Source organism: Paenibacillus sp. FSL R5-0749 (genome assembly GCF_038595085.1).
Taxonomy (GTDB): domain Bacteria; phylum Bacillota; class Bacilli; order Paenibacillales; family Paenibacillaceae; genus Paenibacillus.
In genome coordinates this window covers 3,676,782-3,695,386 of sequence record NZ_CP152005.1, presented here as the reverse complement: position 1 = coordinate 3,695,386, position 18,605 = coordinate 3,676,782, and the positions used below count along the sequence as shown (strand labels likewise).

Below are 18,605 nucleotides of genomic sequence, written 5' to 3'. Positions count from 1 at the left end.
ATGTACACTGGAGTCGTGTTACAGCACGGCTCCTTATTTATTCTTCAGTTGTCCATGACAATGTGAACATAAAATAAGTGTTAACTGATGGGAAAAGTTAACACATACTTTTTCTTAATTACCAATTTCGGAGATATGATAAAAAATAGATAGTAATAGTTGATTAGCTACTTTTTGGTGTTTTCATATGCTCAACAATGTGTTCCAAGCGCTGAATAATCTTCGCTTAGAGAGCAAAGCTTATCTTTAAAGTCACTTTCATTCCGCTGCACATGAACAATAAACTGATCCCTTTCGTGCTGATTTCTAAATAAAAGTATGACTTGAAAAAAACTTTTACGCGAAATCCCTTCTTTATCGTTATTCTCAATGTAAAAAAATCGATTAGTTTATGAGCCGTACTACCTTCAAAGAAATATCCAACGATTTGTTTCCCTTAAATTGTGATATCGAATATCAAACTGTCGATTCATCGCATAGGTGTAAAAATTAACTTATCTCTAAACTCGAAACCCAATTTTTAAAGCAGTCTAGTACTTCTTCCAAATTTGTTGCTCCTCCTGCACCGTGAAAGACTCTATCACTCACGATACAGTAGAACCAATCTTCTTCATTTCTCTCTTCTTCGATCATATCAAAAGGAACATCCTCTAAAAAAGTACCTATTAAATCGATTTTGACAGACCAACCGGGATTATCCACAGTATCAATTTTAACACCGTATGAATGCTCCCAATCACCATTACAGTTTTCAAGATACCAGTTTTGAAGCCATTTTAATGTGTTCATCATCTCTACCTCTTCTGCGGAATTTCATCTTTTCTTTATAGTCTAACTCCCCCAGGTATTGATTTATTTTTAACATGAGGTGTTGGTACATTTTGCTTTGTTAAATTGTTGATATGTCCTTTTCCATCAAGTGAGCATATTGTCCTTATACAATTTATTTCTAACGACAATATAATTAGTGTTCTATGGCTACCAAATACTTTTCATTTGCCTTTTTATTGATTAAAGCAACTTCAAAATCAGATTCCCATTTAAGTTCGCCTAAATGCTTAGTATAAGCAAATTCATCTGGTTGTTCTGATATGACCTTTTTTAAAAGCACTTGCTTACCATCTCGTTGTAGAATAGATATGAATATATCCATGCTTTCTACATTATGATGGCATATAACTTTAGCAGTGTACTTCATATTAGAACTCCTTACTGTTTTTTTCCAAGTCCATTCATTTACATAACCTAACTCTTCTATCTGTAATGCTATTTCTCTAAATAGATCAATATTCCAACCATTACGTAGAGCAAGTTTCTCGATCCCGTCCATGAGTAGTCGAAGCGTAACCTTTTTTTTCTCCAACTCATGTTTTGCACGAAAGTCATTCAAATTAAATTGGATTGGCGCCGAACAAACACCTGAATCATTAACAATTCTTTCGTCCGAAATATTTTCTACACATTCTATTAGGACTTTCCAACAATCTTTCGTTTTGTATTTCCCGAATAAACGTTCAAACATTGCTGTAATACAGCGAGTTTCCAATCTAAATGAACGTCTTTTCCATTTCCAATTCAATTCATAATCTAATTTTGTTGCCTCGTTGTACTCACATATTTGTGTTTTCATTATAGATTCAATGCTTTCATCATTCGCAATATATGGTAAGTCTAAGTCAAATGCTTTTAGATACATCTGATTCTTTCCTTCCTGTAATCCCATGGGCGTAGTTTTGATGTGTCATTGTACATTGTCCTTGGACATAATCCATTCATTAATTCTACCATAATAAACGTATTCACAAGCTAAAGACCCGCCTGATCCGCAAGGATCCGGCAGGTCTTTTATTGGCCGAATGATATTTGAATATCTATAGATCGCTTTGCCAGATTCGAGCTTCCGATTGCTTTGAAGACGGATCAAAGCTCCTTAAGCTCACTTTGTCATCCTACTTGGACAAGCCGTACGCTTTTCGGATCAGCGAGAAATATTCGTCCGCCTTAACGACCTGAAACTCGGCTCCAAGAGATTCCGTAATCGCCAGCACATCCGATGGGGTCATGCTCCATGCATTAATCCCAACCGAAATAAACGTTGGAGATTTGCCATCCCATTCGGTCTTGGTTCGATTCAAAATATCTTTACCATCCTGCACCGTTGAGATGCCTCGCAGAATGGAAACCGGAAGGCTGCCATTCATGATCTGAACATTGGCTTTGTCCTCGCCTGCGAGGAACAGGCCTGGAAGTTTATAGTTCTTCTCATACGCAGCTGCAATCGAATCACTCAGCGGAACGTCTTTTCCAAGTTCACGATTGAGCACAAAAGGGTACGACATGTTAGTTTTCTTCAGATAAGAGAAGGTTTGCTTCAGATACGCCGGGAATGTGTCTGTTGGCCAGACATTTGGATTGAAATAACCCACTCCGGATGGGCCTGCAACTAGCTGATCATTTGGCGTCGCGGTTGAACGGTAATAGTTTAGAATGGCAGGCGCTGCATCGTAGAGCAACGGACTGGAAGTCCAGTTGATAGGCACTTTACCCCGAGCGGGATCAGTCCACAGGTTACGCATATGATTCTGATCGTATTGCAGGTTGTCACCTTCGCCAAAGGTATAGGTTACATAGATTTTGTTCTCCAGCTTGGATTTTATCGGTTTGGGAGCAGGCTGTTGTTTTACGTTTGTTCCTGAAAATACGGTCATGTTATGGAACCAGTCGGAAGGAACAACATAGACACCATGACGAGATGTGAGTTCTATGCCAGCAACTTCGCCTTCAAAATCATTGTCGAACCAACCGAGATAAGGTGTCCCTGGCTTTACATCAGACAGAATCTTCTCAAATAGCGCCTTTTCCTCTGGCACACTGGTAGACAACCAGAACACCATGGCTTTGTTCGCTACAGCATAATCGCGGAGATAGCCATAAGGTTCCTTTTCTTCAGACGAGAGTGGTTGAACATTGCTTGCAGATACCTTGTATTGGTTCCACATCTCGATCGATACGGTTAGTTGCTTTGTATCCGCTACAGGCTTAAATTCGTATACAAAGTAGTTTCCATTATCTGCGAAGCGGTGATCGCTTCCAGGCAAAAATTTGGAGTTATGTCGGTCATAGAGAAACGCTTCTTCCTCAGTAGAACCCGTTTTGAAATCCGCAATAATCTGTCCATCTGCTTTCACCGTCACTTGATGAACGGCAGGTCCCCAGCCATCCTGAGGAAAGGCATCATTAAAGCGGAGGTAGACCGCTTCTTTTCCCAAATAGGATGACAAGTCATAGTCATAGGTCTTCCTGTTACTTGCATCACGAATCTGTTCCTTCTCCACTCCAACCGTTTGGAATGAATCAAAATTTCCGGACGGAATCGGGATGGAGGTGTTTGGACTCAATCCGACCAACATTCGTTGAGTGGACTGGCTCCAGAGATGCTCATACTGCCAGTTGTATGCATCCATACGATTCTTGAACTTGCCCTGCAAGTCTTCGATTACCGACAGGTGATACGGTGCAGCAGTCAATTGTTGAGCCAATTCAGGACTGGCAACAACAGCATTTTTGAGTCCGGCTAGTGTCGTGGCCACGTTAATGGAGTCCGGCAGCTGCGGATCATATACGATAACGCCTTTGATCTCTTTCGCATATTTATTGAAAACATCCATTACGTTGTCATGCTGCTTATAAGGGACGTTCAAGTCCTGCAGCCAAGGGTCTACTTTATTCTGTTGAATGTAGATTCGCGGCTTTTCTCGATTGATTACCCCTTCAAGCGTCGTCAAAAGCAATTTGATATCGCCAGATTCCTCATATACATTCGCCACATCCAAACGTTCTACTTTATTGAAAGTTGGAAGCGCTTGATTTTGGGGCCAATTCAAAGAGTTGGTATGCTTCAACTCATCTGTGGCAGCAAATGCACTAGCCGATAACACGGTTGTACAGACCAGGGCAACACACAAAATAGTTAATTTACGAATCATAAAGTTCATATCTCCTTTTAGAGGTTGTTCAAAAAGCCAAATTTTGATCACGAGGTAACTCGAGAAGCGGATTCGACATCGAATCTTGAATTCAGCCGGGCCTTCCGTTGCTCACGTAGGTTTGCCTACGCTCTGCTACTCCGTCCCTAGCTTCATCCAACCTTCTCGGTGCTGAAAAACTGACTTTTTGAACACGCATTTTTAATGTTTTTTATGATTTGTTGTGATGTTGCGTCTGTGATGTTCTTCGCGTTCGTCGGATCAACCTCACCTGTCCATTAATTCCTGATGTCAGCGCTGATTTTCCATACAAATTCTCCAGTGTATTTGCGGCATGTAAGTTCATTTCATTCAATCCTTCTTGAATATATGGCGTAATGTTCCATTGGTAAGGCGGCCATAAACGAGTACCTGCTTCAATATCATTCACATATAGGCTGGCTGTCTCCCTTATATCTTCGGCCACCAGCCATAGCTCCTCATTTGCAGCTAAGTTTACGTTAGACAGATCCACCTGCTGCGAGTAGACACCCGTACCTGAATAATAAGGATAGCCAGCAGTATTCCAACATCGACCCCATTGTTCCACATCGGTATTTAACGTTGTATCGTTTTCTATCGCGAACGGACCAATCAGAAAGGCTGGGAATGAAATAGCAGGCATCGGCTCCAATAACGAAACCGTCAGAATTTCCAGCTCATTCTCGCCAGCCAACAAATGTGGAGTGATATCTACACTGTCAACATCACCAGCCTGCCACGAAGAGCGTCTTAACGCTTCCTGACGTACCCCATTGACGAATATTTCCAGATTACGCCTACGCTGCAAAAATCCGATATGGGATGGAATGTTCTGATCTACATCATCCAGAAGCAATTCCATCCTGCCCCATGATTCTTCTCCCGCCTTACCGGAACGATCCGAACCACACCGGGATTGAAGCCGTTCAATCAATTTTGGCGTCATGCCAAACGTCGTGCGATACGTATTTACTTGCCCAGGCATGGTCGCGTTCATCCTGGAGTGTCGGTCATTCAATGTGACATGCCATTGATCTAGCAGAAGAACGTTGGGGCCTGCGGTCCTGAACTCCCACTGCTCATCCAGAATGACCTCTACCACATTCATGGAAAAAGATTTATCTCCCAGGCACGCTTGCTCTGTATACTCCGCATGATCCGTACGTTCTTGCGGAATAGAGGAGCTCTTTTGAGGACTTACCGACAGCACACGCAGCTCTCCGGGTACGAATGAAAGGAACGATTCAGCCTCAATGCTGCATACGCTTCCGCTCTCCAACTCCCACTCTTGCAAGCCACCTTTATTTTCATCGCAAATGAGCTTAATGGTCACGGAGTGCTCCGACCAATTCATCAGCCATACATACACCAGATTTCCAATTCTGCGTTCGACACTAATCAAATCGTCAGACTGACCTTCAAGCCAATCCCATCGTATTACCGGTGGTTCTCTAATCAACTCCCCTAATTGAATACAAAACGCTTCGAGTTGATCCAGACGCTGACTCTGACCGCCTTGATGAACAGCGTCATCCATGGAATAAAAGAGGCTGTGACCCTTGCCAACAGCACGTAATTTTCCGTGCGGCGGGTCGGAACCAAACAGCTCCTGGATATCCTTCAACAACACCGGATCATGCCGCAAAGATTCACTATGCTGCGGAATTGTACCTATTGCAATTAACGTTCCGCCCTGCTTAACAAAGGATACAAGCCTAGTTGCGATGTCCCTTGACAGCACCTCTATTTCCGGCATAACGAGGATCGAATATCCATGGCCATCAAATTGCAAACCCTCTCCTTCAACAAGGAGCGCTTCGCGAAGCTGGCATTCATCCACATAGTCGTAGTCGATAGATGATCGCAGCAAGCGATCTGACAAAAGCGAGAACAGCACATCTGATGCAGGATGCATATCCGCTTCGCCTGATGTGAACATGGTTTCATATACCGTATGGATAGGCGAGAACAGCAGAACTTCTGGCGTTCGTTTTCCTTTTGCTCCAAGCAGACTCAATCGCCCTATATAATCGGCAAAAGCACGATAATGCAGCCAATGGGGTGCATGTTTGAATTCAGTCGGCGGAAAGTCGGTCTTCCGATACCCGGTAAACGAATAATAGAATGCATGCGGAATAAACAGATTAACTCCCAAAAAGGCCATAAAATTGGCATCAAGTCGCCGCTGGCGCATGGAATAACCATGACCACTTGCACCAAAGGCTTCACAGATCACCCGCTCCTTCCTGTTCAGCTGCGCGACAGAAGCCGCTGTCTTGACGGACACAATGCGATGCGGATTCGCCTTTGACCCGATGCCGGGAGTGAGATAATCCACGCCTGCATAGTGGAATTGCTGCAATACCCGGGTCTGATTGCCCTGAGATCGAGCCTGCCCCCAGACAGGCTCCTCCAGCGTATGACCGATATAGAGCAGACCGGATTGTTCACACCATGTACGAATCGCTGCATGATATCCATCCACGTACCAGCGGGTGATCGTATCATAATATTGCTGTCTTGCGGATCGGCTGCCGTCTGCCATGGGATACAACAATGCCCCCAACCGCGGGATTAGATCATACCCATTCTCTTGCTGATATCGTTCAGCCATTCCCTCGGTCCAAGCGAAGACGAGGCCGGGCAACGTAGCATCTACATCATGAACGGCGGTTCGGATGGCCTCCACCCCGAAGAAGCCATCGTGAATCATAAGACCCGGCTCGTCAGTAAACACCCCTTGAATGGTTGATCCGTAATAGGACTTTAATGCCAGAAACGGTTCATAAGACATCTGAATGAAAGACTGAACCGCTTCAGGATTCAATGTATCCAGGTAATACCCTTTAGCGAAGGTGATTCCCTCGGCAATCTCACAGGACCAGCAAGCGAGAACAATATAAGAATCATGGGCGTGACCCGGACTCCACTCCTCTCCCCAATAATGCGTGATATTTTCCGGTTCATCATGAAGCAACCACTCTCCATCGCGGTTAACCGCGCGATAGGCCAGGATGGCAATCAGCTCATTGTGATCATGGGAGGCAAAATCCAGCTTCAAGCTTTCCGGCGGCGCATCTCGCATATATCGCTTTTCCTCTATTCTCAAATAACGCATGCGATATTCCGGTTGTTCCCGTGTCAGTCTGCCGCCCAAGGTTCCGCTCGGCCAATTCTCTTCATCGTACAGCCAGACGACCATATTACGTTTCTTGCATTCTGCTGTGCAAAACTCCAGCACCTCCATAAATTCTGGCGAGAGATATGGGATTAGCATTCCGTGCCGGGCATGCAGAACCACACCACCAACTCCCGCTTCATACATGGATTGAATCTGACTCTCCAGTTCGGTCTTCTCCAGCGCATGATTCAGAAACCAGAAAGGCTGCGGACGATACGTTGCATCCGGATTCGCAAATTGCTGCTTGAGCTGCTGTAAATGATCACAGACTTCCTCTGCGTCTGCCTTCATATTCACCACCTGCCTTCACACCCATTAGTCTGTAGACTGTTGCATGAGTAATTGGATAAAGAAGCCGCCGACCACAGAGCGATTCTGAAAATTCATCTGCTTAGCGGTGATCGTGTCATACCAATCCGTTACGGGAACACGAGACGAAGTTTCATTCATGAAATCCCACAGCGGTGAAATGAAAGACTCAAATTGCGCTTTCGTTGCACTCATGGAGGCACACCATACCAGCCAATCGGATTTGGTATACGTTTCACGACTATCCAACGGCAGGCCATAGGGGTTTTGTTTGTGCATGTAATATTCAAGTTCTTTGGCGGCGATCTCTTTCGGGAACAGGTGCAGGTCGAGCAGATGATCCCACACCAGATTGTACTTCATGCTCCATGACTCGGTTGGACTGTCAAACGTCAGCTTATAATGGTCCCCGGCATCTGCCATGCTCGCCCACTCCTGAGCCATGTTCCGAGCTTCCTCCAGGTACTTCGCGCCTTCCTTCAGTCCGAGCCTGTCACACATATAGGAATACGCAGCAATACCCAATATGGCCTTGATCGATAAATTGGTATTGTGCGCCAGATGCCCGGCGAAGTCATCCGTGCACAGCTGGTTTACAGGATCGAGTCCATTGTGCAGCAAATAATCTGCCCATCGCGTAAGAGGTTCCCAATGCTGCCGAGCAAATTCGATATCTCCCTTATATTTGCTGACCGCCGCAGCCATCAGCAGCATATTGCCACATTCCTCAATCGGCATCTGGTATTCCAGCTTATTCTCTCCATACACCTGACCGTTGGCCCTAGGGTAGGTTCCTACATCATGAGGAGCAAAATCAAACGTCCAATCCGGGCTCATCGCATACTTGTAAATTGGACGCATCATGCCCTTGATCAGTTCAGGGTTGTATCTCAGGAATAATGGGATCGAAGGGTAACTGACATCCACCGTAGCGATACATCCGTTGCTGAAATTCTCTTTGGAGAAAAATAAAACATTCCCCTCCTCATCGGCAACCAGCTTATGCGCTGCAATCGCCTGTCTGTAGGTTAGCGCCACAATATCCCGGTATTTCTCACCGCCTGCGGCCTGACTCTCTGCCATGAGTTCAAGATTAAAGCTGTCACAGCGCTGCTGAATCTCTTCGTATTGTTGAGCTGCCAGTAATAGCATTTCATGAAACGTTAATCCATTTCTTTTCCAATAGGCATGTAAAGGCTGTTGAAAATATTCAATCGCATGGATATCGTCATACGCAAGCATGAGAAATTCGGATATCGGTTCGTCCCGGACAGCCCCCAGATCGATCTCGGCGGCCATAACCGGCATGTTGTCCGATACAGCTCGCGACTGAGGATGATCATCTTCGATAGGCAATTGTCCAGTGCGTGCATACTGCTCACGGCCTGTTACTGAATGAATGGCCGTCTGGATATCGGAAGATTGGGGAACAGCCAGAACCATGTATCCCCAATCGATTCGTGTATCATCACCGGCAAGCTGTAATACGGGCTGATCCACAGTGCCCATGGACATGACATTCCATTGCCCCTCAATCACATGGCGTTCCCATGTAATGTGTTGATCGGATGTGTTTACACACCATTCACCTGTCACATCAAAATATATTTTGACTTGATGGGATGCCCCATCGATGGATTTGGCCTGAAAAGTCAAATACGTCACCGGCCTGGATAACAGGTCCAGATCATCCAGCAATAAAGGTGTATGGAACTGAACATGAATTTCAATTCCTTCCCCTTGAAACGTATATCGAGTCGTTACAGGCTGGACAGTCAGGTTGGTCTGCACCAGCACTTCAGGTTCCTGGACAGCTGTACGCTCCTCCGATCCCACTTTCCCCATAAATCGTCGAAGCTTTCCATCGATCACCGCCAAGCCCACCATGCCATTCGTTTTGTTCGTCCAATGCCGGGTATGATCTTCATACAGATGGTCCGCGGCTGACCATACGCTAAAATAAGGGTCCACAGTAACCAGAGGTACGGAAGGTGGTCTGAACTCAGTCGTCATATGAATGCAACTCCTTCAAATTAAAATTAAGAATATGGGGGGGTGATCAGTTCGGCATCTGAACGGTAACTACGTCTTTCCCTTTCAAGTTTTCGTTCGTAAACTGCATGGCTTGATCATATCCGGTCTTTCGAAGCTGTTCGCGAAGCTCGTTGATAATGCCCAACGCCGCTTCATCCGATTTCGCAAAGATGGCTTCCTTCCAGGCATCACCCATCCGATCCATGGAAGGCTTCAGCATCTCCCATTCCGGTGCTTTGGTAATCACATCGCCCGGGTTATAGGCTGTAATGACATGAATGCCATTAGGACGCAGAATTTTTCTGGCTTGTTCCATGGCATCCAGCCGTTTCTGATCGGCCCAGATATCTCCGCCTGCGACCGAATTGATTCGATCAGGCCCCGTGATGGATTCCAAACCAATGGAAATGCCTTCGTTCTTGCGAACTTTACCCGATTGATCTGCCGTAAATTTATCGAACCACTCCTTTTTGGCAACAGGTTTACCCTCCTTCATATCCCAATGAACGCCCTGCACTCCGTATCTTGCCAGCATAAATCCTTCATCGGAAGCCATGTAATCGAGGAACTTCAGCGCCGCATCTACACATGCGCCCTTGCAGTTTTTGGTGATCACTGTTACGTTGTTGCCCTGAATGCCCAGATCCGCAGGGCGATTCGGTTCAACATCTGCACGCTCTAAAGGGCCGATCGGGATGTAATCGCTTCCTGGGTGTGAAGTAACATATTCTTTGGAGGCATCCAAAATGGCCGGATAGTGTGCGGCCAGAGTGGCGATGCGGCCCTGATTGATTTTCTCCTTGGCGATCGGGTCAGTTTGGGTGAATGCTTCCGGGTCCATTAACCCTTCTTCAACCAATTTCCGATAGAACAGGGTGTATTCTTCATAACCTTTGGTGAAAAAGTTATGCTCTACCGTTCCGTCACCTTTGTCAACATAACTGCCACCCGAATTGAACATGGTATTGCCGATGCCGACGGACCAGCCGTTGCTGAAGCCACCCAATGGAAAGACCGGCTGCCCGTTCTCTTGCAGATTGGCATCCTTGATTGCTTTGAGGAAGTTATAGAATTCCTCCTTTGTCACGACCGATTGAGGGTCTATACCCACCTTATCCGCGATATCCTTGCGAACATAGAAGCCGTACAGCCAATCCATGCCATCTTCATTCTGGGCAGGCTGGTTTTGCAGGAGTAGATATTTTTTGCCGTCATAGGCATTAATCGCTTTTTCGTAGAGCGCTGGGGGTACATTTTCTTCAGCAATGGATTTCGCGAGGTTAGGATAGTCCCCCAATTTGTCGGAAATATCGACGAGCTGCCCTTCTTTGGCCGCCTTGATAATGCCGTCCAGCTCACCTCCCCATGCGGGTCCGGTATAGATATCCGGCAGATCCTGCGTGGCAAATATCTGGTTTACCTTCTCGGTCTCACTGCCTTTGGTATACTCCCAATCCAGCGTGACGCCAGTCTTCTCCTTGATGACTTCTTCCACAGGCGTTATTCCGTTGTCCGAACCACCTGAACCGTTCCAGTTGTGCAATATTTTGAGCTTGTATGAACCATCAGCTGCTTCTCCACTATTCCCATTTCCTGATGAATCCGTGCATCCGCTCAACGATCCTCCAACCAAGATGGACACGAGTAATACGGATACGCCTTTCGACCAAATTCGGTTCAAACCAATCGCCTCCTGAAATATGATGATGAATGATCTGGGTCAAGCCTGATAAAACTCAGCAAATTCCAGGTTAGGACCACCTAACCTTTCACCGAACCGATCATCACTCCTTTTACGAAATATCGTTGCAGGAACGGGTAGATACACAGGATCGGGAAGACGGTAATGACAAGCAAAGCCATACGCAGGGATTCGGGTGTCGCACCCGCTCCGCCTGAACTGCCAATCGTCTGCCCGCCCTGTTGTGCTGCGCGCTGCATCGAATTGGACAGCGACTCTGCTTCGGTCAGCATCTCCTGCAAGAGGGTTTGCACCGGAATCAGATCCTTGTTGGATACATAGTAGGCACCCGAGAACCAGTCATTCCAGTGGGCGACCCCAATGAAGAGGGAGATGGTTGCCAGTACGGGTCCCGAGAGAGGCAGAATGATGCGAATGAAGATTTGAAAATCCCCGTACCCGTCAATGTGGGCTGATTCCTCCAGCTCTTCGGGAATTCCTTGCAGAAAGGTCCGGATAATGATGATATGCATGAAGTTGAATAACAGCGGCAAGACGTACACCCAGAAGGTATTGATCAGATGTAGCTTCTGAAGCGTAATGAAGAACGGGATGAATCCGGCACTGAAAATCGTAGGCAAAAAGATGTAAAAGGTGAAAAATGAACGGCCCGGCAATGATTTTTTTGAGAGCGCGTAAGCCATCAATGTACACAGAATCACATGAAGGAACGTACCCAGCACGGTTCGCATGATGGTGATCTGGTACGCCTTCCAGATGCGTGCATTATCAAATACCTGGGCATAGTTCTCCAATGTAAATTGGCGTGGAAGGAAATAGATCGCGCCCTGCATGGAATCTTTGCCGTCATTCAGCGAGTACGCCAGGATGTAAATAAACGGGTAGATCATGGAGAATCCGACCAAAGCGAGAATGGTATAGTTTATAACTGAAAATAAGGACCATTTGCGTGTCATCACATCACCTCCTTAGAACAGGGATACATCACTGACTTTGCGGGCAATCCGGTTGACCGTTAGCACCAAAATAAGCCCAATTACACTCTGGAACAGCCCCACAGCTGCCGCGTAACTCAGACGCCCTTCCCGGATACCCGAGTTAATGGCGTGCACGTCGAGTACACTTCCCATGCCAGCGGTCGCAGGTCCATTCAGGAGAAGCAGCTGCTCATAACCCGCGCTCATCAAGTTACCCACGGCGAGAATAAATAATATAATGGCGACATTACGGATACCCGGCAGGGTCACATGCCACATCTGTTGGAAACGCCCAGCACCATCGATCTTGGCAGCTTCATATTGCTGCTGGTCAATTCCGGCAATCGCAGCCATGAATATGATGGAGTTCCAGCCGATATTCTTCCAAATATCCGATCCAACAATCATCTGATAGAACCAGGTGGGATTGTTCAGGAATTGGATTGGATCAGTTCCGAACGACCCCAGCAAATCATTCACTGGCCCACCGTATGGCGTAAGCAATCTCTGCATCAGGGTGACAACCACAATCCAGGATACAAAGTAGGGTAAATAGGAAAGTGTCTGAACGGTTTTCTTGAACCTGATCATGCGTATTTCGTTTAAAAGAATGGCGAGAATGATTGGCATCGGAAAGCCGATTAACAGCTTCATGAGACTGATGATCACCGTGTTGCGGATGATATCACCAGATTGATAATAGTTAAAGAACTGTTGAAAGTACTTGAAACCTGCCCAAGGGCTCCCGGTAAAACCGCCAACGAAGGTATAGTCCCTGAAGGCAACCTGGATTCCATATAAGGGAACATAGGAGAATAAGAAAAACCAGATAATGCCAGGTAACATGAACAAGTAAAAGATCTTATGCTTCCAGATTCGCTTCATTAACACACTGTTCTTAATCACATTCCCAACGCTCCTTTCTCTTAAACTAACCTTTCAATCGCAGCGAGATGATCTCGAATGGTGTGAAGGATACAACTATGTCGGCTTGATCCTGAAGCTCCAGCGATGAAATGTTATTCTCCATGAGATCCACTTCCCAGACTTCTTCAACATCCCAACCGATAGACAGTTTCGTTTTGACCCGGGTTCCCGAGGTCTCATACAGACGGACGATAATGTCATTGCTGTCCTCGGCTTTTTTGATGGACTCCACCATGATGTGCGGATGATCCGGCTGCAGGAATGCTTTCGTGTAAGGCAGCTCTTCCTCTTCGACATCCATTGAAGGTGCAGACAAGGAGCTCAGGCGCAGCGGAATATTGAGCTCATTGCCTCTTCGATAGATTTCAGCCTGAATATGGTTCCCCTGATGCGGATATAACGAATAGGTGAATTGGTGCTCTGCACGATCCGCCACCGGATCCGGGTACGAACTGCTGCGCAGCAAATGAAGGTCAAGCACATTGTTAATGGCTCGATGCCCGTATTTGCAATCGTTGAGTAAGGCGACTCCGTAATCCGGTTCCGATATATCCACCCATTGGTGAGCGCATATCTCATCCTTGGCAAAGTCCCACATCGTATTGCGGTGAGTCGGCCTGCTCAGGCTGCCAAACTGGATTTCACAGTGTACCTGATCGGTACGAATCTGCACCGGGAACGAAGTGCGCAACATTTTACCGTGTTCCTGCCAATCCACGACCGTCTCAAAATCAATACGCCGACTGTCCTCAGTTAAAATAACGGTTTGGGTTAGAGACGATTCTCCGTAGCTGTAATCAAAAACCAGCCCAACTTTCGGACCATCCCGAAGCTCACGGATATCATTCAGAATTAATGGCATCCCCACTTGCGCTGAATAATCATGGCGGAAATCCCAGGCATCGCCTTCGTCATGATATACACGAAGATCGTTCCCCCGCTGTCCTTGCAGGATAACTTCACGTGCCTCCAGCTTATCCAGGATTGAGGTAATGCCGCCATTGGGGTCAAATTTCACGATGAGAATGTCATTCTCCATACTGTACTCCTTGGCTGTTTCACGGAAATCTGTTTCCAGCGCAGCAACATCCGTTTCAATACCCGTTGCGATCTCCCCCATGACCTCCTGATCTTCATGATTAGATACCACGGTGTAGCCCATGGATGGAACCTGCACCTTATGCCATCGTCCATGGAGGTGCAGCCACTCCTGACGTTCCCACGGTAGTGAGTTGAATACCACAGTTGAATTGGAGCTTTCCTTTTGGAAAGAGATATAATCTGTAATATAGCTGTAGGTTTCGGTGATCATGCCTTCCGTCTGCTGGAGCAATGCTTCATACCGTATTAACGACTCATCATATACTCGCTTAATCGAAGATCCGGGGAGGATATCATGGAATTGGTACAGAAGCACTTCCTTCCAGATCGTCTCCAATGTTTCGGCCGGATAAGACTTGCCTATGCGGGCAGCCAGTACAGCAGCAAATTCCAGCTCGCGCAGAGCTTTCTCCATCTTGCGGTTATACCACTTGCTCCGTGCCTGACTGGTCAGGGTTCCTTGGTGCTTTTCGAGATACAACTCCCCACGCCAGGTCTGGAATCGCTCTCTTTCTTCATTCAATCGTTCAAAAAATTTCCAGGAAGGTTCCTGCACAACAGGTGCCAGACCGAGCAGGTTTTTCTCCCGCTCCAACCGTTCCAAATGCTCTTCTCCCGGCCCGCCGCCGCCGTCTCCAATGCCGAAGAGCATCAATGCGTGGCTGGAAACATTTCTGTCCAGATACTCCCGCTCTGCTTTGGCAATGGAACGTGGGGCGGCCGGACTGTTGTACGTATCCTCAGGTGGCATATGTGTTAACACCGAGGAACCGTCGATCCCTTCCCACAGAAAGGAATGGTGAGGATGGCGGTTGTACTCACTCCAGGAGAGCTTCTGGGTCATCATGTAATCTACACCGGATTTCTTCAACAACTGCGGCAAGCTTGCGGAGTAGCCAAATACATCCGGCATCCACAGCGACTTCATCTCCATTCCAAATTCCTGTTGGAAATAACGTTTGCCATACAGAATCTGGCGTACAAGAGATTCACCGCCTGGCACATTGGTATCCGATTCCACCCACATGGCTCCTTGCGGTTCCCATCTGCCTTCCTGCACCCGTTCCTTGATCTGGTCATACATCTTGGGATAGTGCTGCTTCATCCAATCGTATAGCTGAGGCTGACTCGCTCCGAACACATAATCGGGATAACGCTCCATCATGCGAAGCACCGTGGAGAATGTTCTTGCGCCTTTTCGGATCGTCTCACGGATCGGCCATAACCAGGCCAAATCAATATGTGCATGCCCAACCGCACTTATGTTCAGCACAGGATCGCCGCCACGACGTGATAATGGTTCGTTCAATAATAACTTGGCGCGATGTATGCGGTCAGGCGTTAATTCCGTCAATACTATGGAAGCGTCATACAGGGATTGAAGAATCCTTTCTCTGCGCGCCATGTTGACAGGAAGGTGTTCTGCCGTCTCCAGAAGCACTTCGGTATCGTAATACAAGCTTCGTATATCTTCATGACAAATGGCCAACATCGCTTCTTTTACTGTACCGCCCTGGTATTTGCCAAATAAGTCGTTATTGCCGGCATCAGCCCACAGCTCGAATGCCCCGTCCGTCAACGTTATTGACGAATGGTCCAGTTCAACAATTCTTTTCCCAGGGAGACCCAGTGTGAATTCAAACTCTGAATTGATCGTTGTCAATCCCTGTACAGGCGTTCCTTCGTGGTCTACCAGACAGAGTTCGCCGTTCACGTCCAGTAGAAGAACAGCCTTGGCGTCACTACCGGACGGTGGAATGCTCCCTGTAAAACAAAACCAGGCACAATCCCATAACTTCCCCCAATGCTCGCCCTGTGAAAGAGTGATTTGCTGACCTGACATTCTTTCCTCGAATGGAACAGGCTCCGGGGTAACCCATGCCTTCACATTCAACTGGGCAATGGGCTCATATATGGCTTCACGGAGTTTGGACAGCATTTGATTCAGATGTCCGAGTCTAATCGGTTCATATGGCATAATAGTTGTGTTCTCTCCTCTCGTTCATCAAGTTTTTGCTTTTGCATTCTCATGATCCCACCTTACTTGAATCTCCACCTTGTTCTTGCTGCCATGCCCATAGTTCAGCAGTACGGTTTTCGATTTTGAATCCCATTTCCATTCGGCAAGCACAGTCTGGTGTTGATCTATACTGCAAACGGATATGGGTTCAAATGGGCAATAGAATCTGGCGGTGGCCTGCATGTTGGTCGGACCCTTGGCTACACATTGAAAACCTGTATTCGTTATCGTCAGATCTTCAATTCTGGAAGAGGCAGAGATCAGGCTCACCTTGTCTTGCTGTGGCCTTCCTGCCGTAATGTCGTATAACAGTGCTTGCTCACCAGGAGCCAACCTTACTTCTTGCCGAACATGCAGGTATGGATCGAACAAGTCCACCACCGGACCTGGGATAATCAGTGGTTCTTCGGATATGGACTCTTCCAGGACAGAGGCTATGATGTAGGGCCCACGTTTAATTTTAAAATAATGCTTGGCTTCCCAACGGAAGTTGGGATCCTTTAGTCTCTCCCATGTTTCTTTCACAGTCTGGCGAAGTTGATCTGCACTCGCTTTACTTGACGCACATGCAGCCGGATGTACAGGAAGCCAATACACCGCCCCTTTGCCCACAGGATGAACCCCTTCCTGTTCTAACTTAAGCCCTAGCTCTTCAAACAAGTGCTCGCGTGGTGAGGGATATATGGTATTCGTGCTTTCCCTGCGCTGGTCATCATTCCACCAAGCCCGGATGTTGTGATAGGGGTCGCTGTCGTCTCCCACATAAATCAATGCACCACCATCCTGTACCCATTGGGCCAGTGCATAATGGATATCGGAGTGCTCCGGCTTCATGTACTCATAACTCAACAGCAGAACACGATATGGAGCCAAGTAATGTGGATAGCGCCTCACATTATCAAGCTGGACGGGTCTCACAGGTATTCCGTGTTTAAGCAATGGCAGGGCAAGCCCATAGAATGGAGAGAAATCCAGCAGCTCCGTGTCGCCATCCTCTTGAAAACCTTCCGGATCTGTGCCGTCATACTTTCCTGCATTCGGTGCTTCCGGCTCAGGCTTCATGCGCTGAAACATCGCTGAGTCGGCAATCAATACACCAATGCGGGGAGATTCACCTTCTGTTTCGATATTGTCTTGATCCATATTTCCAAGTGTGTGCATCACATGCAGCAATGTCGTTGCATAGTCAGGTGGAATCCGCTCTTTATGCGTGCCTTCATCGGAAGGATAAGTTCCTTTGAAAATTCTTCGCGGCCAAGGTGCGACCTCGTAATGGGAAACCCCGGGATGAAGCAGGGAAGCAGCAACGGTCTTCAGGTAGTTCTGTTTATAGTCGGCCCATGTATAATTCGGATTGTCCTCGATAGGGTCATGCAGAAACCACATTCGTCTGTCTGTACCCCGCACAAGCTCTTGCATGACACCATATTCCAAGTAAGCGGTTTCAAAAGTGCGTTCTTTGCGCACCCCTTCATACACGTTCGGTGTTCGTGATGTCCCGGTCCAGATTTGTGCAATATATCCATCTACGGAGGGAAGCTCTATCAATCGAGACTGCGGGCTAACAATTCGCCACTGCGTATAATTGATCAGGCTGTGGGTCGGAACGTAGAATCGAAAGATGCGATTGTAACGTTTCAGAGCGTAATCTTTCATCTCGGTACACAATCGGTCTAACACACGTGTGTATAAATACGCTTTCAATTTGGAAGCCCGAAACTGTGCATCGGGTGAGGAGTGAGGCGGACTCCAGGGTTCTTTGTAATATAACTGCCATTCTCTCTTAAACGATTCCGAGTACCCCCCATTTACCCAGAATTCAGGCTCCTCCAGATGGATCGCCTCCACGCCAGAATCAACAGCTGCACGGATGCGTTCAGCGATATATTTACCAAAGGAAACCGTTGGGACCATGTAAGGAATAATAGGTTCCTTCCCATGTACAATCATCTCGCCATCGCGATCCATCTGGGCTTCATCCCAGTGCGTTTCCCCGTCTATTTCCCCGTCCAGATAGTCGTTATAGGTCCCCCATGCTACTCCTGTCATTAAATGAACCACGTACCCTTTATCCTTCCATTCCTGGATACGTTGCGGCATCGTATCGTCCATTCCATAGACCATGACAAAATCCGTTTGCAGATCATAATCAGGATGATAGGGTGCTGATTCCTGGAATCCGGTTCGTTCTTCTTTCCGATCTCTAACCACAGCTATGACCTCCCTGCCCCTGTTGGATTAGTCTTTCGTTGTAAATATTCACCATTTTACAAAATATAATATATATTAAGAATATATTCAATATGTTTTTATAAAAATAAAAAAGTCCTTTCCGTACATCTACGGA

At 46.9% G+C, this 18,605-nt stretch carries 10 protein-coding genes; all 10 read right to left on the bottom strand.

Annotated elements, in window-relative coordinates; all coding sequences use genetic code 11:
* Positions 1 to 489: 489 nt before the first annotated feature.
* The 10 genes from MKY85_RS16245 to MKY85_RS16200 all read right to left on the bottom strand — a co-directional run bounded on the left by MKY85_RS16245 (position 490) and on the right by MKY85_RS16200 (position 18,469).
* Positions 490 to 792 (bottom strand): immunity 53 family protein, encoded by a 303-nt coding sequence (locus MKY85_RS16245; protein WP_339234028.1) that lies wholly within the window; start codon positions 790 to 792, stop codon positions 490 to 492.
* A gap of 172 nt (positions 793 to 964) precedes the next feature.
* Positions 965 to 1,696 carry a hypothetical protein gene (locus tag MKY85_RS16240; protein ID WP_339234025.1) on the bottom strand — a complete coding sequence of 244 codons (732 nt, stop codon included), beginning with the start codon at positions 1,694 to 1,696 and terminating at the stop codon, positions 965 to 967.
* Positions 1,697 to 1,949: 253 nt separating this feature from the next.
* The gene (locus tag MKY85_RS16235) at positions 1,950 to 3,986 is read right to left on the bottom strand and encodes a GxGYxYP domain-containing protein (protein ID WP_342570096.1); all 2,037 of its coding nucleotides are present in this window, start codon (positions 3,984 to 3,986) and stop codon (positions 1,950 to 1,952) included.
* A 211-nt stretch (positions 3,987 to 4,197) separates the two neighbouring features.
* Complete coding sequence (locus MKY85_RS16230) at positions 4,198 to 7,479, bottom strand: glycosyl hydrolase (protein WP_342570094.1); 3,282 nt, start codon at positions 7,477 to 7,479, stop codon at positions 4,198 to 4,200.
* 24 nt (positions 7,480 to 7,503) lie between these two features.
* Positions 7,504 to 9,510 (bottom strand): DUF4965 domain-containing protein, encoded by a 2,007-nt coding sequence (locus MKY85_RS16225; protein ID WP_342570092.1) that lies wholly within the window; start codon positions 9,508 to 9,510, stop codon positions 7,504 to 7,506.
* Positions 9,511 to 9,556: 46 nt separating this feature from the next.
* A complete protein-coding gene (locus tag MKY85_RS16220; RefSeq protein WP_342570090.1) occupies positions 9,557 to 11,212 on the bottom strand; it encodes an extracellular solute-binding protein in 1,656 nt (551 codons plus the stop codon).
* An 80-nt stretch (positions 11,213 to 11,292) separates the two neighbouring features.
* Positions 11,293 to 12,189 carry a carbohydrate ABC transporter permease gene (locus MKY85_RS16215; protein WP_091020055.1) on the bottom strand — a complete coding sequence of 299 codons (897 nt, stop codon included), beginning with the start codon at positions 12,187 to 12,189 and terminating at the stop codon, positions 11,293 to 11,295.
* A gap of 12 nt (positions 12,190 to 12,201) precedes the next feature.
* Complete coding sequence (locus MKY85_RS16210) at positions 12,202 to 13,116, bottom strand: ABC transporter permease subunit (RefSeq protein ID WP_342570088.1); 915 nt, start codon at positions 13,114 to 13,116, stop codon at positions 12,202 to 12,204.
* Between the two features lie 25 nt (positions 13,117 to 13,141).
* On the bottom strand, positions 13,142 to 16,216 hold the full coding sequence (locus MKY85_RS16205) for a glycoside hydrolase family 38 C-terminal domain-containing protein (protein ID WP_342570087.1): 3,075 nt from the start codon (positions 16,214 to 16,216) through the stop codon (positions 13,142 to 13,144).
* 27 nt (positions 16,217 to 16,243) lie between these two features.
* Positions 16,244 to 18,469 carry a hypothetical protein gene (locus MKY85_RS16200; protein ID WP_342570085.1) on the bottom strand — a complete coding sequence of 742 codons (2,226 nt, stop codon included), beginning with the start codon at positions 18,467 to 18,469 and terminating at the stop codon, positions 16,244 to 16,246.
* Positions 18,470 to 18,605 lie beyond the last annotated feature (136 nt).